14 protein-coding genes and 1 pseudogene are annotated in these 18,980 nt (G+C 72.5%); 5 read left to right on the forward strand and 10 right to left on the reverse strand.

Features of this window, described 5'->3' with window-relative positions; translation table 11 throughout:
* Positions 1–10: 10 nt before the first annotated feature.
* The 7 genes from AB0D94_RS14365 to AB0D94_RS14395 form a co-directional block, all read right to left on the reverse strand.
* Positions 11–907, reverse strand: coding sequence for a DUF4231 domain-containing protein (locus tag AB0D94_RS14365; RefSeq protein WP_362051118.1), 897 nt, complete (start codon positions 905–907; stop codon positions 11–13).
* A gap of 85 nt (positions 908–992) precedes the next feature.
* A complete protein-coding gene (fxsT, locus tag AB0D94_RS14370) occupies positions 993–4,979 on the reverse strand; it encodes an FxSxx-COOH system tetratricopeptide repeat protein (protein ID WP_362050942.1) in 3,987 nt (1,328 codons plus the stop codon).
* Positions 4,963–6,402, reverse strand: a complete 1,440-nt coding sequence (locus AB0D94_RS14375; protein ID WP_362051120.1) for a TIR-like protein FxsC — start codon at positions 6,400–6,402, stop codon at positions 4,963–4,965. The genes fxsT and AB0D94_RS14375 overlap by 17 nt, the downstream gene beginning before the upstream one ends.
* Before the next feature lie 43 nt (positions 6,403–6,445).
* Positions 6,446–7,252 (reverse strand): AAC(3) family N-acetyltransferase, encoded by an 807-nt coding sequence (locus AB0D94_RS14380; protein WP_362050945.1) that lies wholly within the window; start codon positions 7,250–7,252, stop codon positions 6,446–6,448.
* Positions 7,249–9,513: a radical SAM/SPASM protein FxsB, inactivated metallohydrolase extension form gene (fxsB, locus tag AB0D94_RS14385; protein WP_362050948.1), complete on the reverse strand. Its 2,265-nt coding sequence runs from the start codon at positions 9,511–9,513 to the stop codon at positions 7,249–7,251. The genes AB0D94_RS14380 and fxsB overlap by 4 nt, the downstream gene beginning before the upstream one ends.
* A 29-nt stretch (positions 9,514–9,542) precedes the next feature.
* On the reverse strand, positions 9,543–9,707 hold the full coding sequence (fxsA, locus tag AB0D94_RS14390; RefSeq protein ID WP_362050951.1) for an FxSxx-COOH cyclophane-containing RiPP peptide: 165 nt from the start codon (positions 9,705–9,707) through the stop codon (positions 9,543–9,545).
* Between the two features lie 236 nt (positions 9,708–9,943).
* On the reverse strand, positions 9,944–10,846 hold the full coding sequence (locus tag AB0D94_RS14395) for an alpha/beta hydrolase (RefSeq protein WP_362050954.1): 903 nt from the start codon (positions 10,844–10,846) through the stop codon (positions 9,944–9,946).
* Between the two features lie 300 nt (positions 10,847–11,146).
* On the opposite strand from AB0D94_RS14395, the pseudogene AB0D94_RS14400 reads away from it, so the two are divergent.
* Positions 11,147–11,734 (forward strand): annotated as a pseudogene (locus AB0D94_RS14400) (aldehyde dehydrogenase family protein); the annotation flags it as partial.
* Positions 11,735–11,750: 16 nt separating this feature from the next.
* Positions 11,751–11,915, forward strand: coding sequence for a hypothetical protein (locus AB0D94_RS14405; protein ID WP_362050957.1), 165 nt, complete (start codon positions 11,751–11,753; stop codon positions 11,913–11,915).
* Between the two features lie 88 nt (positions 11,916–12,003).
* Here the strand turns inward: AB0D94_RS14405 and AB0D94_RS14410 are convergent, their stop codons facing one another.
* Positions 12,004–12,624, reverse strand: a complete 621-nt coding sequence (locus tag AB0D94_RS14410; protein WP_362050961.1) for a TetR/AcrR family transcriptional regulator — start codon at positions 12,622–12,624, stop codon at positions 12,004–12,006.
* A 150-nt stretch (positions 12,625–12,774) separates the two neighbouring features.
* Here AB0D94_RS14410 and AB0D94_RS14415 point away from each other — a divergent pair, with 150 nt between their 5' ends.
* From AB0D94_RS14415 to AB0D94_RS14425, 3 genes are all read left to right on the forward strand, one after another.
* On the forward strand, positions 12,775–14,175 hold the full coding sequence (locus AB0D94_RS14415) for a cytosine permease (protein ID WP_362050964.1): 1,401 nt from the start codon (positions 12,775–12,777) through the stop codon (positions 14,173–14,175).
* Between the two features lie 39 nt (positions 14,176–14,214).
* Complete coding sequence (locus tag AB0D94_RS14420) at positions 14,215–15,876, forward strand: amidohydrolase (RefSeq protein WP_362050967.1); 1,662 nt, start codon at positions 14,215–14,217, stop codon at positions 15,874–15,876.
* Between the two features lie 65 nt (positions 15,877–15,941).
* Positions 15,942–16,361 (forward strand): hypothetical protein, encoded by a 420-nt coding sequence (locus tag AB0D94_RS14425; protein ID WP_362050970.1) that lies wholly within the window; start codon positions 15,942–15,944, stop codon positions 16,359–16,361.
* Positions 16,362–16,380: 19 nt separating this feature from the next.
* Here the strand turns inward: AB0D94_RS14425 and AB0D94_RS14430 are convergent, their stop codons facing one another.
* Both AB0D94_RS14430 and AB0D94_RS14435 read right to left on the reverse strand, forming a co-directional pair.
* On the reverse strand, positions 16,381–17,565 hold the full coding sequence (locus AB0D94_RS14430; RefSeq protein ID WP_362050973.1) for an AAA family ATPase: 1,185 nt from the start codon (positions 17,563–17,565) through the stop codon (positions 16,381–16,383).
* 165 nt (positions 17,566–17,730) lie between these two features.
* The gene (locus AB0D94_RS14435) at positions 17,731–18,861 is read right to left on the reverse strand and encodes a DUF3533 domain-containing protein (RefSeq protein WP_362050977.1); all 1,131 of its coding nucleotides are present in this window, start codon (positions 18,859–18,861) and stop codon (positions 17,731–17,733) included.
* Positions 18,862–18,980: the final 119 nt, after the last annotated feature.

Genomic DNA, 18,980 nt, shown 5'->3' on the forward strand with positions numbered 1-18,980 from the left:
TGAATCACCGTCAACTGCTGTGCCGCGCGAGCCAGTCCGTGTGCTGCGGGGACACGTACCGCTCCGTCTCGTAGACCGCCGACGGCCACTGCGACTCGGTGATCGTCGTCTGCATGACGACCATCATCGCCGCGAGGTCCTGCTCGATCAGCGTGTGCGCCTCGATCAGCGGATGGTGGCGGCGCACCTCGTTCCAGGCGATGCCGGCCGCCGCGGCCGCGCTGAGCAGGCCCGTCAGCTTCGGCCCCGGACCCGAGCCGAGCGCCCCGAACAGGGCGAACAGCAGGGCCAGGCAGGTCAGCAGCACGATCGTCCACGACCACACGGTCGTCGCCCGCCGGGACACCTCCGTCCGCCGCCGGTACCAGTTGCGCTGCTCGATCAGCCGGTCCCGGACGTACGTCTCCCGCCGCACCTGGTAGTCCAGCCCGCGCAGCCGCTGCATCGCGCCGGTGATCTCCCCGCCCTCCGGCACCTGCCCGGCGGCCCGCGGATCCTCCCAGCCCATCTTGCGCAGCTCGTCCAGCCCCGCCTCCAGCCGGGTGCGGTACGTCGACTCCGCGCCGCCCGCGTCACTGCCGAAGGGCGCCCCGTGCACGGCGTACCGCCAGGCCAGGGACTTGATGAACTCCGCCGCACTGCGGTTGAGCTGCCACTGCGGGCGGGCCCGGCGCCTGGTCGCCCGTACGCCCACGGCCAGCACCCCGGTGTACGCGAGCACGCTGAGCAGCCCGAACAGCCGCAGCGAGCCCAGCTGCGGCCCCGCGGGCAGTGCGGCGGCGGCCGCGGCCGCGACCAGCAGCATCAGCTGGGCGCGGGTGGCCTGGGTGGACTCCCGCTGCCGGGAGATCGCCGCCTGGTCGGTGTGGTGGAAGAGGGCCGGCAGGTCCTCGTTGCGAAAGGTCATGCTGTCGGTCACAGCGCCCCCCTGCTGTCGGGTGGCGGGCGGCGGGGACCCCGCTGTGGCGAGGCCCCCGCCGCCCGCGGTCGGATCACACGGCGAGGGGCTCCAGGTCGCGGTGGACCCGCCGCTCGTCGCGGGCGAAGCGGGTCAGCCCGTGCTCCTCGCCGAGCAGTCGCGTCAGCTCGGACACCGCCTCGGAACGCACCCGGGCCGCCTCCTCCTTGCGGCCCATCATGTCCAGGCTGACCGCCATGTTGGAGGCGCTGGCCAGGGTCTCGGGGTGGTGCGCCCCCAGGGCCTCGCGCAGCCGCCGCACCGCGAGCCGCTCCAGCTCCAGCGCACCCTCCGGATCGCCCAGGTCGGCCCGGGCGTTGGCCAGATTGAGGTGGGCGAAGATGGTGTGTGGGTGGTTGTCGCCCAGCACGTCCCGCATCAGCAGGATCACCTGCCGCAGCATCGGGTCCGCCGTGTCGGCCGCGCCCGTGCCCCAGTGGAAGACCGCCAGGTTGTTCAGGGCGGCCAGGGTGTACGGGTGCCGCTCGCCCGGCACCTTCATGTACTCGTCCACCACCTCCTGCGCCAGGTCCCTCGCCGCCCCCGGGTCCCCGGTCGCGAACAGGTCCGCGGCCAGGTTCAGCTCGCAGGCCAGCAGGTCGGGGTTGACCGAGGTGTACTTGGCCCGGTAGCGGTTGCGGGTCGCCGTCGTCAGCCGCAGCGCGTCCTCCAGGTCACCGGCCCGCCGCAGCGACACCGCCAGGTTCTTCGCCGCCGACAGCGTGCCGGGGAAGGCCCGGCCCAGCTGCCGCTTGTAGATCTCGTACGTCCGGCTCAACAGCTGCACCGAGTCGTCGTACCGGCCCACCTCGCGCAGGTCGCGGGCGAGGTTCTGCGCGGAGGACAGGGTGTACGGGTGGTCCGGGCCCAGCACCTCCGTACGCCGGTCGAAGACCTCCTGGTCGATCTCCCGGGCCCGCGAGTACTGCCCGATCATGCGCAGGTTCAGCGCCAGGTTGTTCGCGGCGGCCAGGGTGCGCGGATGCGCCTCGTGGAAGATCTGCCCGAAGCCCTCGTGCGCGGCCGTGGCCAGTTCCATCGCCTCGCCGTAGCGGCCGAGCGCACCCAGGTCCATCGCCAGACCGCTCGTGGTCATGTACGTGTGCGGGTGCGAGGGGCCGAGCGCGTTGCGCTGCCGCTCCAGCGTTCCCTCGTCCAGCTCCATCGCCTCCACGAACCGGCCCTGCGAGCGCAGGATGTTGGAGAGGTGGAACCGCAGGTAGAGGTACTGGAGGTCGTGGTCGCCCAGGGTCTCCTTCCAGACCTCGCGCAGCTCCTCGCCCAGCGCGTACGCCGCCTTGAAGTCACCGCGCTTCCAGAGGTAGCGGACCCGGTCGATCAGCAGCCGGCGCGTCTCCGGCTCCTTGCAGTAGCGGGCCTCGGACGGGGTCAGGTGCGGCCAGATCGTGTTGAACCGCGGCCAGGTCTCCGGGTTGTCTATCGGCTCGTCGTCGTCCGGCCGGGCACCCGCCAGGATCCGGTGCACCGCGTGCCGGGCCTGGCTCTGCTCCTCCTCCGACAGCTGCGCCCGGATCACCGCCTGGACCAGGCGGTGGACCTGGATGCTGTTGCTGACCTGGTCGACCTTGGCCAGCGCGAAACGGCCGATCTCCCGGATCACCCGGCCCAGCACCAGCTTCTCCTGCAAGGAGGAGTCGTACGGCTTCAGCGCGTCGATCATCTCCTTGCTGTACAGGAGGTTCGCCGAGATCGGCTCGGGCGCGAAGAAGGCGCACAGCTGCAACAGCCGCACGGCGGCGGGGGACCGGGACTGGAGCCGCTCTATGGACACGTTCCAGGTGGCGGCCACCGGCTCCGGGTAGCCGGGCGGCTGGTTCAGCGCCAGCACCCGCGCGGCCTGCTGGGCCAGCTGCTCGATGTACGCGGACACCGGCGTCGCGGTCTCCGCGATCCAGGCGCCCGCCTGCTCCACCGCCAGCGGCAGGTCGCCCACCGCCACGGCCACCTGCTCGGCGTCGTCCTTGCTGAGCCCCGGGGCCCGGCGCTGGAGGTGCTCGATGGACTCCTCCCGCAGGAACACGTCCACCGGCAGCGCGTCACCGTACTGCGACCAGGACTGGTTGCGGGAGGTCACCAGCACGTGGCCCGGCCCGCCCGGCGGGAAGAACCGCTTCAGGGCCTCCGGATCGTCGGCGTTGTCGAAGACCAGCAGCCACCGCGAGGAGGGCACCCCCCGCCGCAGCAGGTCGATCGCCTCCTGCGAGGCCGCCGACATGTCCTCCCCGGTCTGCGCGCCCAGCCTCACGGCCAGCTCCGCGAGGGCCGCGACCACGTCGTCGGTCTGCTCCGAGGAGATCCACCACACCAGGTCGTAGTCCGCCATGAACCGGTGCACGTACTCCAGCGCCACCTGGGTCTTGCCGACGCCGCCGAGACCGTAGAGCGTCTGCGGCTGCGGCAGCACCACGGCCATGCCGCCGCCGAGCTGGTCGCGCATCCGCTCCAGCACGATGCTGCGCCCGGTGAAGCCGGGATTGCGGGGCGGCGCGTTCCAGATCTTCGGGACGGTTCCGGGGAACCGGGGGCCGGGCTGGGAGGGGCTGTTGACGCTGTCGGGCAGGGCCATCGGCCGCTCCACCGCGCGCAGCAGGGCGGTGGTGGCGTGCACCTCGTCGAGCCGGAACAGGTCCACCGGATTGCGGTCGATGTAGGGAGTGGCGAGCCGTACGTCGCCCACCCGCAGCGGGACCAGCTGGCGCCGCCCGCCGGTCGGGTCCTCGGCGGCCGCCCGGTTCCAGACGTCCACGGCCCGGGCCGACTTGAGGTAGGCGCTGGAGAGCAGCACCACGGTCCGGGCGGCGGTGTCGATGCTGATGCCCGCGCCGCCCAGGGTGTCCCCGGCGGAGGCTCCCGCCACCTGCTCCGCGGAGACGTCCTTGGGGACGACCCGGAAGCCGGCGCGGGTGAGCACCGACTCGATCCAGTCGGCCCACATCCGGTTCTCGGCGACGTAGGAGAGGAACAGGTCGGCGGGCAGGGCGGGGCGGCGCCGGGTGAAGGCGTCCCGGATGCGCAGCCGGACCTCCTCGCCGATGGCCGGCATGGAGGTGATCTCGCCCTCGGTGACCACGGTCGTCAGCCGCTCGAAGGCGGACAGCAGGGAGTTGGTGAGCCCGGCCTCGTCCCCGAAGGTGGCCAGGGTCTCCTCGTAGGCGTAGTAGGGGCGGTACGGGATCTCCACCGCGCCCCAGTAGGAGGTGAGCTCGTCCCCGACCAGGCCGTTGGGGAAACGGTCGAACTTGATCCGGGCCAGCGCCCGGCCGGCGTCCGCCTTCTCCTTCTCGCCCTCGTCGATGCGCATCGGGACCGGGTAGATCTTGATGCCGCGGTCGTTGAACCGCTCGTCGATCTGCCGGGCTACGGAGGCGGCGCCGTCGATGGACTGGTCGGAGAGGGTGAAGCAGTCGACGAGGACGTCGGGGAGGTGCACGGTGCAGATGTCCGCGATGTCGGACAGACCGGTGCGGCTGTCGATCAGGACGTAGTCGTAGTTCCGCTTCATGTCCGCGCGTAAGGCGTCGAAGAACAGGCCGCCGCCGAGCCGGTCGTAGAAGTTGTCCCAGTCGAAGGTGGAGACGGTCGCCGAGTACTCGCGGTTCTGCCGGCCCGCCGAGACGAAGTCGAGCGTGCCGCCGTCCGGGAACTCCCAGCCGAGGGTCTCCGGGGTGAGCGAGACGGCGTGCGGCTGGATCCGCGCGTAGTCCTTGTGCCAGTCGTCGGCGCGCTGCACCGGGCTGGTCGCCGCCCAGGCGTACTCGCTGATCAGGTCGATGACCCCGGTGGTGGCCCCGAGTGTGGAGGGGTCCAGGAAGGGGTGGAAGAAACGGTGCAGGCCCGGGGCCTCCAGGTCCCAGTCCACGGCGAGGACCCGCTTGCCGTTGGCGGCGAGGATCCAGGCGGTGTTGGCCAGCGCCATGGTGCGGCCCGTGCCGCCCTTGTACGAGTAGAAGGTGACGATGCGTCCGTCACGGCTGTCCCGGCTGTCACGACTCGCTGTCATCCGCGTCCCCCCGGTCGGTGTCGTTGCTGGCGTCGCTGTCGGTGCTGTCGGTGCTGTCGTGGCTGTCGGTGCCGGTGTGGCTGTCGGTGCTGTCGGCGTATCTCTGCTGGGCGTCGGGCGGGAAGGGTGCCGGCGGCGGTACGGGCGGTCCGCTCATCCCCATCGGCCCGATCAGCCGCGGGCGTTCCGTATGGGTGTTGCCGGCCGGGAGGTACACCTGCGCGTGTCTGAGGAACTGCTGGGCGGCGGCCTCGACCACCTGCGGAAGGATCTGCCCGAGGGTCTCCATGTTGGCCACTCCGTTGGCCGCGGCCCGGCAGGCGGCCCGCCCCTGGCTCATCTTGACGGGCAAGGTCTCCTCCAGCCGCTGGGCCAGTTCCGCTTCCTTCGCACGGCTCTGGTGGTCGTAGCGGTTCCACGGCACGACCACGTTGATCCAGGGCCGGGACTCCTGGTCGAAGGCCGCGAGGCGCTGACGGCGCTGTTCGTCCTCCACCGCCCAGCGGTCGACGATCAGGATCTCGGGCCGGGTCGGCGGCTGCTTGCTGTCGAAGTGACCGGCCTCGTCGTCGAAGGAGGCCATGGTCGTGCGGTAGTTGAGCGACCGGACCAGGTCCTCGGCCACCGAGGCGATGGGCCGCTGGGACACCGGATGGTACGGATTCCACTCCAGGGCGCTGTCCCCGTAGTACTCGGGGCTGCGGCCCTCCGGCAGATCGTGCCGGGAGGCGGCCGCCACGGTGACCTGGAGGGTGCGGGCGGCGCTGCTGGGCGTGCCGAAGGCGCTCGGTACGACCCGGTAGTCCACCGGGCGGGTGGATTCCAGGCGGACGGACTCGGCGACCCGGACGATGCGCTTGGCGAGCTCGTACACGGCCCGCTCGTACTGCTCGGCGTAACCGCGCAGTTTGATCAGCCCGTAGAGCCCGTCGGTGACGTAGCGCTCGCCGAAGGTGTTGTGGTTGAACTGGAGGCGCTCGGCGGGACCGGGCAGCTGGGACGGCGGAACCGGCACCCATAGGGCGGGCACGATGGCTTCGGCCGGCTCGTTGCTGATGGCGCTCTTCTGGATGAGGCGCTGGGCGAAGGCGAACCACTCCTTCCCGCACATCTCACTGGCGAAGTACCGCGGCGAGAACAGGGGGACGAAGACCCGGCAGGTGGCGAGCGCCGCCCCGAGCCGTTCCGACCAGCCCTCGCCGCTGCGTATCTCCCGGTCCATGAATCCGGCGTCGGATCCGGCGGGCAGGTCCGTCAGCGCCATGACGTGACTACAGAGATCGCGGAAGAGGCGCTCGACCCACATGTCGGGGTCGGGCCCCCCGGCCCCGAATCTCGGTGTATGCGCATAACTGAGAAAAAAATACGGCTGCACTGATGCGGGCACACGCCCCCCGTCCCGAAGATGCGAGCGAAGAAACATCATTCCGGAGCTGCTTCGCCACATCCCCTCATCGTTCAGTCAATCAGCGTCTGTTTTCGGTCATCCAGTCAAGGGCGTGATCGACGGCATCCGGGATCGAGAAGAGCATGGCGGCCGCCCCTCCCACCCGCCCCCTGCGCACCCGCGAATCCGGGAACGACCGGCCGATCTCCGCGAAATCACTGTCGTCCAGCGCGACGTCCTCGTACGCGGTCCACTCTCCCCCCTGCTGACACCCGTTCCGCCGCCCCGGAAGGTTCACCTTCACCACACACTCGTACATGCGCAAGGGGGGCTTCGGAATTCGATACTCCGCGAGATGGAAAGCGGTGCAGGCCGAGAAGCCCACATTGATCATGAGTACCTGTCCTCCCTCCCAGCACAGCTTTCCCAGCGGCGTCTCCTCACCCAGATGACTTTCCATGCGGTGCCCCGAGCAGAGCCGCTCCGCGTCCTTGCCGAGGGCGGCGAAAGAAGTCTGCGGATGGGCACTGCGCGCGGCCCCCGGCGCGGTACGGACCGCCTCGGCGAGCGCGCCCATGCCCTGGCTGGGGGTGCTCGCCGGGTCGAAGGGGGGCATCCGCTCGCGGAAGGCCGCCACCTCGGACCCGGTCAGCCCCGCGATCCGCGCCAGATGGGCACTGGAGGTACGGGAGTTCTCCGGGGTGAACGCCGGGACCACCAGAGTGCCGCGCGGCCCCAGGACCCCCGTCAGCGCGTCGCGCAGCACCTCGGCCCGCAGCCCTGTCCCGGCGAGGGAGGCGTGCACCATGAGGCGGCTGCCGGGGCGCACCCCGAGCAGCCGCAGGTGCACGGCCAGCCCGAGGGCCGAGGGGGCGGGGCCCGTCACGCGTCGACCGACTTCAGCTCCCAGCGCAGCTCCGCCACCAGCCGTTTGCCGGTGCTCGTCAGCTCCGCCGCCCCGGCGAGCCGGTCCAGGGCCTGGTGGATCAGGTCCGACCCGGCCGGTCCCGGGGCCGCCGTGGCCCGCCGGAACGCCTCCACCGCCACCCGCTCGTACACGTCGGCCAGCAGCCGCGACAGCGGTACGGGGTGCTGCCGCCACGGCGACGGGTGCTGCCACTGCCCGTCGAGGGCGTACAGGTCGGCCACTTCGGTCAGTGCCCGCAGCCGGGCCCGCCGCCCCCCGGTCAGCAGGGCCAGTGCCGTCTCGGCCGCCCCCGCCGCGTACGGCACGCCGAGCGCCCCCGGCCCGTGCCGTCCCGCCTCGCCCCAGCCGCCGGCCCGGGGTCCGCCCGCGAGCGGGGTCAGCGTGGTCAGCCCGGCGGCCGCGGCCCGGGCGAACTCCGGCACCGCCTCGTGCAGCAGCGCCCAGGCCCCGTCCAGCCTGGCCCGCCACTCCCCGGCCTCGCCGGCGCCGAGCCGCAGCCGGGGCGGGCGGGCGAAGCAGTTGCGGTGCGGGTCGAGGTCCTCCAGCGCCACCGGGGCCGCGTCCGGCCCGGGCGACCAGCTCCGTACGGGCTGCCAGCGGGCGTCCCCCGCCGCGGGCCCGAAGCGGTGCTCCGTACGCCCGTCCCGTACGGCGTACCCCTCGCCGGTGACGTGCAGCGCGGCCCGGCCGTCCGTACCGGGCTCCCCGAGCCGCAGCAGCCCCAGCGTCGGCAGGTACACCTCGCCGTCCCGGTAGGCCACCTCCGCGGGCAGCTCCAGCCGGCCCCGCAGCACGGCCGCGGCGGCCAGTGCGGTCAGCCTGCGCGCCGCTTCCTGGCCGTCCGCGCCCCGGGGCCCGCGCCCCTCCCGTACGGCGTCCAGGGCGGCCAGTACCCAGGTCCGGGTGAAGGGATGGCCCAGTACGGCGTCCAGCGCGGCCTCGCCGGCCTCCCCGGCCCGCTCCACCTCCCCCAGCAGCTCCCAGGCCCGGGCCCAGGCGGGCTCCCCGGCGAGGTCCTCGTGGAGCCGGGCCAGCAGCACCCGGGTCAGCTCCTCCTGGCTGCGGGCGAGTTCGGCCGGGTCGGAGAGTTCCGGGGCGGTCTCCCTGAGCCCCGTCCGGCCCTCGACCCCGTCCACCAGCTCGCGCAGGTCGGCGCAGTACACGGAGGGGTTGTCGAAGCCGTTCCCGGCCTTGTAGCGGTGGGTGTAGAGCCCGCCCCCGCACGAACGTACGACGGGGCACCGACGGCACGGGTCGCTGACCCCGGCCAGGCCCAACTGCCGTGCCCGTACCCCCGGGTGGGCCGCGACCCGGTCGAACGCGTGGTCGAAGACGTTGAACCCGGTGGCAGCGGCCCCGTCGAAGGCGCTCTTGAGGGAGTCCACCTGCTCCAGGGTGCCGTCGGTCTCCACGACGACGAGGTCGGTGGGCGCGAGGCCCAGGGACTCGGTGAGGCTGGGCCCGCCGCGCAGGGTGGAGAGCAGGGACTCGAAGAGCCGTACGGGCACGGGGCGTTCCCGGCGCTCCCAGTGGTCGTAGACCCGCAGCAGCCAGCGCGCGTACGCGTCGGGGGCGCCGTCGGGCCGGACCGGAGGGGTCTCCCAGGTGGCGTGGGGGAGGAGGAAGTCCACGCGGGGCGGCTCCAGTTCGACCAGCGCGTCCAGGACGGCGACGGGGTCGTTGGCCACGTCCACGGTGCACAGCAGGCCCTGGTAGAGGTGGCGGTAGGGCGCGGAGCGCAGCAGGGCCACGGCGGCCAGGACCAGCGGGTGGCTCGTACGGCCGTCCGCGAAGCGGCGGTGGCGGTCGTTGGCGGCGCGGTCCCCGTCCAGGGAGATGCCGACCCGGACGCCGAACTCGTCGAAGAGGTCGAGGTGACGGGTGCTGAGCTGGAGCCCGTTGGTGTGGATCCGCAGGTCGAGCGCGGCGGTCCCGGCGAGCGCCCGGGTGAACTCCTCGCACACGAGCCGGAGCCGGGCGGTGCCGGCCAGCAGGGGTTCCCCTCCGTGGAGAATCACCGTGACGGAGGGGAGGGCATGGTCACGGGCATGTTCGGCGAGCCGCGACGCGGTATGGGAGATGACCTCGGGGGAGATCACTTTCGGCCGGGCTCGCCAGCTCTGATCTGCGTGTTCATAGACATAGCAATGATCACAAGCAAGATCGCATCTGCTGTGAACCTTCAGGACGATCTCGCGAAAAGCGATCAGGCCGGTCATTCCACCAGTCTAGAGCGCGTACTTCTGTGTCAGAGTGCAGAGTTGAAGATAGGTGCCTGAACCGGACGACCGGATTCAGTCGGCAGCACGCGGCCGAGCTTGGCGGCCGCGGAGCTGCTGCGGACGTCGATCTGGGCGAGCGGGGTCCGGCGGACCTTGACCGTGCTGGTCGCGGGGGCTGCGGAAGTGTTCACGACACCGTCCTTGAGGGGGCCATGTGGAATGGGCATGTGAATGACAACAACGGCACGCTGCTGTCAAGCGTGGACTTTACTCGGCCACACCCCATTGGCAACTGAGACATGACGCCTGGTCAAGCGTTCTAGGCAAAGCCCCGGGGATTTCTCAAGGTGGCACATTCGGCCGTTTGCCGGACGGCAAGATCCTTTTCATCGGCGGCCCCGTCACCGGCCCCGTCACCGGGACGCCTCTAAGCGGGCTGTTGTTCGCTGAGCGGGGGCGCGGGCAGGTCGCGGAGCAGCCAGTTCAGTACGTCGGGCAGTGCGCGCAGGGCGGCGAAGTGCGCGGCGGCCGGGTCGATCGTGGTGGTGGCGCCCGGGATGCGGCTGGCCAGCCAGCGGGAGTGGCCCACGGGGGAGAACACGTCGAGCTCGCCGTGCCAGATGAGGACCGGGCAGCGGATGTCGGCCGGGTCGAACCCCCAGGGGCGGCTGAAGGCCAGCACGTCGTCGATCCAGCCGTACGCCGAATGGCGCAGCCCCTCGCTGTAGTTGCGCAGGAGCATCGACCGCAGGCCAGCATCCGAGACGATCATGCGGTCGTTGGCGGTCAGCTCCCGGCGCAGCTCGTCCAGGAGCCGGCCGGGGTCCTTGCGGATGCCTGCGGCGCGCGGGATCAGCCGGGCCTCCAGCCCCTCGGGGTCGTCGGAGGCGGCCGTGTACTCCCGTACGTTCGAGGCGGCCATGCCCGCGAACCAGTCCAGGTCCTCCGCGTCCCGGGGGGCCAGGCCCACCATCGCCGCGGTGCGGGTGACCCGGTCCGGGAGCAGGGCGGCGCAGGCCAGGGCGCCGGGGGCGCCGCCGGACCGGCCAGCCACGGCGAAGGTCTCCAGGCCGAGGGCGTCGGCGACGGCGGCCACGTCCTGGGCCACGTCGGCGACGCTGCGGCCCGGATGGCGGTCGGAGCCGCCGTATCCGGGCCGGTCGTAGGCGATGAGCTGCATGCGGCGCTGGTAGAGGACCATGCCCCGGGGGGCCGGGCCCAGTCTGCTGCCGGGCATGCCGTGGAGCAGAAAAACCGGTTTGCCGTCCGGATCGCCCCAGCGCTCCACCGTCAGAGCGCGTCCGTCCGCGGCGTGCACCTGATTGCGCACGCGTTCCCTCCCTCACAGTCGCCCAGGTCGTCACGGTGATTGTGCGCGCTGGGGGAGGAGCGCGGTAGGGCGCACTTCGCGCGAAATTATTGTGAAAGTTTTCACAAGCCCTCAGAGGTCTTTGTTCCTCTGGTGTTCGTGCAGCTCAGGGGCGTGACGGAGGGGGAGTGAAGAGGGGCGAACGGCCCTTCGGCCTGCCCGGAAAGGGCCTTTTCGGCACCGCGGATTCCGTTTTTGGGTGTCGAATTGGGTCATCAGGCTGAGTCAAATGAAGGAGTCCCCGCCATGCAGGCCGACGAGATGGTGGACGGACTGGTCCAAGGGGCGCTCGCGGCGCTCGACCGGTTCGAATCGTTCAACCAGGACCAGGTCGACCACATCGTCAAAAAGGCCTCGCTGGCCGCACTGGGCCGCCACGGAGACCTCGCGAAGCTCGCCGTGGAGGAGACCGGCCGGGGCCTGTTCGAGGACAAGGCCGTCAAGAACCTCTTCGCCTGCGAGCACGTGGTGAACTCGATGCGCGGGCTGAAGACCGCGGGCGTCATCCGCCGCGACGAGCTGAACGGCATCACCGAGACGGCCGAGCCCGTCGGTGTCATCTGCGCGATGACCCCGGTCGCCAACCCGACCTCGACCACGCTCTTCAAGGCGCTGATCGCCCTGAAGACCCGCAACCCGATCATCTTCGCCTTCCACCCCTCCGCGCAGAACTGCTCCGCGGAGGCCGCCCGCATCGTGCGCGACGCCGCCGTCGCGGCCGGCGCCCCGGAGAACTGCGTGCAGTGGGTGACCGTCCCCTCCATGGAGGCCACCGGCGCCCTGATGAACCACCCGGGCGTCTCCACGATCCTCGCCACCGGCGGCAACGCCATGGTGAAGGCCGCCTACCTTCGCCGAGGCGGGCGTGGACGAGCGGGCCTTCATCGAGGCCCTGCCGGCCCAGGCCGTGAACGCCTACGCCGACCAGTGCGCCCCCGCCAACCCGCGGATGCCGATGATCGACGACATGCGGCAGCTGATGCGCCAGGCGTACTACGGCACGGCCGAGGGCGCGCGGGCGGCGGCCTGAGCGGTCGTCCCAGGGCGGGTCTTTCGGATCTTGCCGGTCGAGCCCGCTGCCGGGCGGCGCGGGCCCGGCAGGATCCGAAACGCGTGCCCTACGCGGGCGGGACCCTGAGCGGGACCGGGATCAGGGCGGCCGCCGCCGAGCGGGCCCGTTCCAGGGCGACGGACCGGTCCGCGCCGCGCTGCCCCAGCACCACCCGGGTGCTCAGCCCGTCCAGCAGGGCGAGCAGCTCCGAGGCCCGGGCGGGCACGTCCATGGCGGCGAAGCGGCCCTGGTCCACGCCCTTGGCCAGCAGGGCCTCCAGATCGCGCTGCCAGCCGTCGTCGATCTCCTGCTGGGCGGTGCGCAGCGGCTCGTTGGAGGCCGTACGGGCCCACAGCTCGATCCAGAGGGTCCAGCGGGGGTCGCGGGTCCCGCGCGGCAGGTACAGCTCGACGAAGAGGGCGAGCTTGCGCTGCGCGGTGACCCGACGGGCCATCAGTTCCGTGCGCTCGGTGGTCAGTTGGGCCTCGCTCCAGCGCAGCGCCTCCAGCAGGAGCCGGTCCTTGCTGCCGAAGTAGTACAGGATGTGGCCGCCGCTGGTGCCGAGGCGTTCGGCGAGCGCGGACATCGTGAGCGCGGCCAGCCCGTCCTCGGCGATCGCCGCCATGGCCTCTTCGAGCATCCGCTCCTGGGCGATCTGCCCGTCGCGCCGCCGCGCCGTTCCCGCCACCGGTCCCACCCTCCTGATCTTCCTGGTCCGACCTTATCCCGGACAGGGTCTTGACGGGGTCCCGGTCCAGCGCGCATCTTGAATGCCATTCAAGAACTTAGAACGTCATTCAAGGTTCGTAGCCGAGGTAGCCGAGGTCAGGGGTCCGCCATGGGACAGCAGCTGAGACAGCAGGAGACGGCCGACGTCGACGAGGTGTTCCGGGTCGAGACCCACGGGATCGACCCCATCCCCGACGCCGAGCGCCACGGCAGCGCCAAAGACCTCTTCTGGCTCTGGTTCGGCTCCAACCTCACCTTCACCTACGTGATCAACGGAGCCCTCGCCGTGGCCTTCGGGCTCTCCTTCTGGCAGGCCACCGCCGTGGTCGTGATCAGCGGACTGTCCTTCTTCGCCGTCAGCGCGGCCGGCCTCAGCGGCATCCGCACCGGCACCGCCACCCTGGTCGTCTCCCGGGCCGCCTTCGGCGTCCGCGGGAACCTCCCGGCCGGCGTCCTGAACTGGGTGGTGAGCATCGGCTACACCATCGTCAACACCGTGGTCGGGACCCTGGCCCTGGAGCTCTTCTTCGCCGAGGTGGGCCTCGGGAGCGGCACCGCCGTACGCGCCCTGGCGCTCACCGTCACCCTCGCGCTGACCTTCGCCGTCGCCATGTGGGGCCACGCCACCGTCCAGTTCGCCGAACGCTGGATGGCCTACGTCCTCGCCGCCGGCTTCGGCGTCCTGCTCCTCTTCGTCCTGCCCGGCGCCGACACCTCCGCCCCGGCCGCCGCCCCCGGGCTGTCCGGCTGGAGCCTCGCCTTCGTCGTCATGCTCGCCGGACCGTTCTCGTACCTGCCGATGCCCGCCGACTACACCCGCTACCTGCCCCGGACCACCTCGCTGAAGTCGATCACCTGGACGGGGGCGCTGGGCGGGTTCGTCTCCTCCGTGGCCCTCGGCGTCGCGGGCGTCGCCGCCGCCACACAGACCGACATGACCGACGCCGTCGCCGGGGCCGAGAGCCTGCTGCCCGGCTGGTTCCAGCCGCTGTTCCTGGCCCTCGTACTCGGCGGCTCCGTCACCAACTCGATCATCACCCTCTACTCCTCCAGCCTGAACCTCCAGGTCCTCGGCATCCCCTGGAGCCGCGCCCGCGCCATCGTGATCAGCGCCGCCGTCACCGCCGCGGGCTCGCTCGCCGCCCTCTTCCTCACCGACTTCACCACCTCCCTGCTCTCCTTCCTCTCCCTGCTGATCATCGTGTTCGCCCCCTGGGGCGGCGTCTTCCTCGCCGACATGCTGCTGCGCCGCTGCCGCTACGACGCCGACGCGCTGCACGCCGGGAGCGCGGGCGCCTACTGGTACCGGGCCGGCTACCACCCGGCCGGCCTGGCCGCCCTCCTCGCCGGCCTGGTCTTCTCCGCCCTGACCTGCGACTCCGCCCTGTGGACCGGGCCGCTCGTGGCCCCGCTCGGCGGCGCCGACCTCACCCTCCTCGGCTCGGTGGTCTCCGGGCTCACCTACTGGGCCCTGGTGCGGCGCGCCCGCCCGTACGACGCGGCCGCCTGATCCCTCCCCCCGACCCCACTGCACAGGAGCACCACCCCCATGCCTGGCACAGCACAGCCCTTCCCCGCCGACCTGCTGCTCACCGGAGCCCGCGTCCACACCGTGGACCCGGACCTGCCCGAGGCCGAGGCCCTCGCCGTGCACGACGGCCGGATCGTCTGGGTCGGCTCCGACGCCGCGGCCGAGGCCTGGGCCGGACCGGACACCGAGCGGATCGACGCGGGCGGGAAGCTGGTCCTGCCCGGCTTCATCGACGCGCACAACCACGTCCGGCTCGGCTCCGACGACGCCTGCGTGCAGCTCGCCGGGGTGCGCACCCTGGAGGGCATCCACGAGCAGATCTGGGCCTGGCACGTCGAGCACCCGGACGCCGAGTGGATCGAGGCCGAGGCCTTCGACTACTCCGCCGTCCCCGGCGGCCGGATGCCGACCGCCGCCGACCTGGACCCCGTCACCGGGGACACCCCGGCGATCGTGCTCTCGTACGACGTCCACACGGCCTGGCTGAACACGGCCGCCATGCGCCGCCTCGGCGTCACCCGGGACCGCACCGACCTGCCCTTCGGTACCGCCGCGACGGACCCGGAGACCGGCGAGCCCACCGGATTCGTCAAGGACTTCGCCGTCAAGGGGCTCTCCCGGGCGGGCCACCGCGCCCTGCGCGAGCTCGGCGTGCCGTGGGCCTCGCCGGAGCGGCAGTACGGGCGGCTCGCCAAGAGCCTCGACGACGCGATCGGCTTCGGCATCACCACGGTCGTCGAGCCGCAGAACTCCCTCGACGACCTGGAGCTCTACGAGCGCGCCCGCGCGGAGGGCCGGCTGCGCTCGCGGATCGTCGCCGCGCTGTTCCACCCGCGGGGCACGACGGAGGCGGAGCTCGACTCCTTCGCGGCCGCCGCCCGCAGGTACGCGGGGGACCGGCTGCGGGTGGGCCCGCTCAAGCTGTACATCGACGACGTGGTGGAGCCGCGTACGGCCGCGCTGCTGGAGCCGTACGCCGGATGCGGCCACCACCGCGGCGAGACCTTCTACCCGGCCGAGGAGTTCGCAGACCTGCTGGCGGGGCTCGACGCACGCGGCTTCCAGTGCTTCGTGCACGCCACCGGCGACCGGGGCATCCGGACCGTCCTGGACGCGGTGGAACACGCCCGCGCGGTGAACGGCCCGCGCGACGCCCGCCACCAGGTGGTGCACGTGGAGTGCCTGGACCCGGCGGACGTACCGCGCTTCCGGGAGCTGGGCGTGGTCGCCTGCATGCAGCCGAGGCACTGCGCGCCGGAGATCGCCGGCCCCGGCCAGGACTGGGCCGAGAACGTCGGCGAGGACCGCTGGCACAAGGCCTGGCCGATGCGGAGCCTGCACGAGGCGGGGGCCGTGCTGGCCTTCTCCAGCGACTGGAACGTGGCGGAGATGGACCCCATGGTCGGCATCTACACGGCGGTGACCCGGCGCCCGCTGGGCGGGGGCGAGCCGTGGCGGCCGGCCGAGACGGTGGACGTGGCGACGGCCGTGCACGGCTACACGATGGGCTCGGCCCACGCCAACTTCCTTGAGGCAGACCGGGGTTCGCTGACGGTGGGCAAGGCCGCGGACTTCGTGATCCTGTCCCGGGACATCCTCGCCGTCCCCGCGGAGCAGATCCCGGGCACGGTCGCGGAAACGGTGGTGGTGGCGGGCGAGGTGGTCCACCGGACCGGCTGACGAGGGCCCGCAGGCCCTCGTAGGGTGGCTCCCCCGCGGACAGGCCCGCAGGAGAGGTGGGGGAGATGGAGCTGCTCATCGAGATGGTGGTGCTCGCGCTCGTCGCACTGTCGGCCGGGACGCTGATGCGCAGGACGGTGGCCCGCCGTGCGGCCGGGCGGACGGCGGCCGCCCCCGGCGGTTCCGCCGTGGCCGTCCCCTGCCAGGCGCGGTGGCGGCAGGGGGCGCGCCGGCGGTCCTTCGGGTACGGGAAGCTCGCCCCCGGCGCGGACGGCACGGGTGCGGTCTTCAAGGCACCGCTGCGCAAGGCGCTGGTGCTGCCCGTGGGGGGCCGGGCGGCCGTCCGGGACAGCTGGCGCCCGGGCATGCGGGTGCTGGAATACGAGGCCCCGGACGGCCGGCGTATCGACTTCCAGGTCTACGACGCCGAAGCCGGCCGGGCGGCACGTCTCCTGGGCGTCCCGGACCCGGCCGGCCGCGCCTGAGCCCCGGACCCGGCTCCGCTCAGCGCTGGGGCCAGTACCAGAGGGGTTCGTCCAGGGGGCCCTCGCGGCCCGCGACCTCGGTGCGGCCGAACTCCTTGACCAGTTCCACCGTCTGGAGGTCCACCCGGTGGCGGCGGGTGCCCTTGGCCAGGGCCTCGGCCAAGGGGGCCGCGTGGGTGACCACCACGGTCTGGGTGTCCCGGCTCACCGTGAGGATCAGGTCGGCGAGCGGGGCCAGCAGGTCCGGGTGGAGGCTGGTCTCCGGCTCGTTGAGGACCATCAGGGCGGGCGGGCGCGGTGTCAGCAGGGCCGCTGCCCAGAGCAGGTAGCGCAAGGTGCCGTCGGAGAGCTCGGCCGCACTCAGCGGGCGCAGCAGGCCGTGCTGGTGGAGCTCCAGCTCGAAACGGCCGTCCCGGTCGGTGACGGAGACCCGGGTGCCGGGGAAGGCCGCGTCGACGGCGGCGTCCAGCGCGGCGTGGTCGCCGATCTCCCGGATCGTCTGGAGCGCGGCCGGCAGGTCGGCCCCGTCGGCGCTGAGCACCGGCGTACGGGTGCCGATCCGCGGGGTCCGGGCGGGCGCCCCGGCGTCGGTGCGGACGTGGTCGTAGAACCGCCAGGACCGGATCAGCTCGCGCAGGGCGAGGAGGTCCGGGGCCAGCTGCGGGTCGGCGAGCTCGCTGAGCATGGAGTCGTACGGGCGCAGGGCGTTCTGGGTACGGTGCCAGCCGCCGTCGGCCGTGCGGGTGCGTACGGCGGGCCCCGCGCGGTCGGACAGCAGCGCGGCCGGGCGCAGCACCGGCCCGGCCCAGGTGCACTCGCGCTTGATCTCGGGGTCGAGGGCGAAGAGGGAGTCCGCGGCCGGTACCGGGTGGCCGAAGTCCACCGCGTAGCCGAACTCGTCGCCCGCGAAGCCCAGCCGCAGGCTGACCGGCTCGGTGCGGACCGTCCCCTGGAGCGGCCGACGCCCCTCGCGCACGTCCCGGCCGAGCTTCTCCGGGCCCGCCCACAGGGTGGACGGCAGCCCGCCCTCCCGGGCCAGCGCGGCGACCGCCCCGCCGCGGGCGGAGTCGGCGAGCAGGCGCAGCGAGCGGTAGAGGCTGGACTTCCCCGTGCCGTTGGCTCCGGTCACCACGGTGAGCCTGCCCAGCGGGACGACCAGCCTGCGCAGGGAGCGGTAGTTCTCGACGGCGAGCGTGGTGATCACGTGACGATCATGCCACGGGGTGTTTCCGGTGATCCGGTTCCGGAGCGCCGATCAGATTCCAGAGCATCGATCCGATTTCGGAGCGTCGGTCGGGTCCGGAGCATCGATCCGATTTCGGAGCGTCGGTCGGGTTCCGGATCACCGATCCGGTGAAACCGCTGACCGTCACCGGGCGTCCGTGCCCTCGGCGTCCCCGGTGGCGGCGAGCCGCGGGACGGAGGGCGCGTCATCGGGCAGCCCGCTGCCCACGGCGGCCCCGGCCCGGCCCCTGCGGGACACCGCGCAGAGCAGCGTGACCGCGGAACCCAGTACCGCCCAGACGGCCAGCACCCCCATGGGCCCGCCCGCGCCGTTGCCCTTGAAGTACGCGATGGAGCGCGCGGCGTACGTCCCCGCGCCCGGCGGCAGGGCCGGGCCGATGGTGCTCCAGAACGGCGGCAGCAGCGGGTACGGGTACGCCCCGCCCGCGCTCGGGTTGCCGAACACCACCACCAGCAGGATCGCGAGGCCGATGCCGACCACGCCCGCCAGCCCCTGGAAGGCCAGGGTGATCGCGCCGACCGCGAAGACCACCAGGGCGCCGAGCCCCCACAGGGCCATGAGCGAGCCGGGCAGGGCGCCCAGGACCGGGCCCGCGATGACCGCGCCGAACAGCCCGGCGGTGACGGCGTACACGAGCAGCGCGCCGAGCCGGACGACCGCGCGGGCGGCGTTCGCGGGCCGGGCGCCGGCGCTGATCGCGAGGATCGCGGCGCACAGGTAGCCGCCCACGCACCAGCCGACGACCAGGTAGAAGGAGCTCAGGCCGCGCGCGTCGCCCTTGGCGACCGGGGCCACGTCGGTGACCACGAGGGGGCGCCCCCGGCCCTGCCACACCGTGCCGACGACCTCTTCGACGGCCTGGGAGAGCGAGGCCCCGGCGCCGCTCGCGACCAGCAGCCGGTCGGCCCGGCCGGCCGGGTCGACGATCAGGGCGCCGTCCACGTCCCGGTTCCTGACCTGGGCGCGGGCCGTGGCCTCGTCCGCGACCGCGCGCGGGTCGAGCGGCTTGCCCGGCAGGGCGCCGAGCTGCTGTGCGGACTCCTCGGCGACCCGGGCCGCGGGGGCGGCCACCGCGATCGGGATCTCGCTGGGCCTGGGGTGGTGGAAGGCGCCGATGTACGAGGTGATGAAGGCGAGCTGGAGCGCCAGCACCCCCAGGACCAGCAGCGCGGCCCGGGTGGTCACGGCGTCCTTGATCTCGGCGAGGAAGCCGCCGGACGGACCTGCGTCGTTGCTGTGGGTGGGCTGGGTCATGCCCCCACGCTCGGCGTGGGGGCGGGGGGCCGCAGCAGGGGTGGGCCGAACGGATGACCGGTGGTGGGTGGGGTCCCGAGAGCGTTCGAACTAGTGTTTCGCACGGATATTCGAATTGC

Origin of the sequence: Streptomyces sp. NPDC048255 (assembly GCF_040652415.1) — a bacterium.
In the GTDB taxonomy this organism is placed as follows: Bacteria; Actinomycetota; Actinomycetes; order Streptomycetales; family Streptomycetaceae; genus Streptomyces.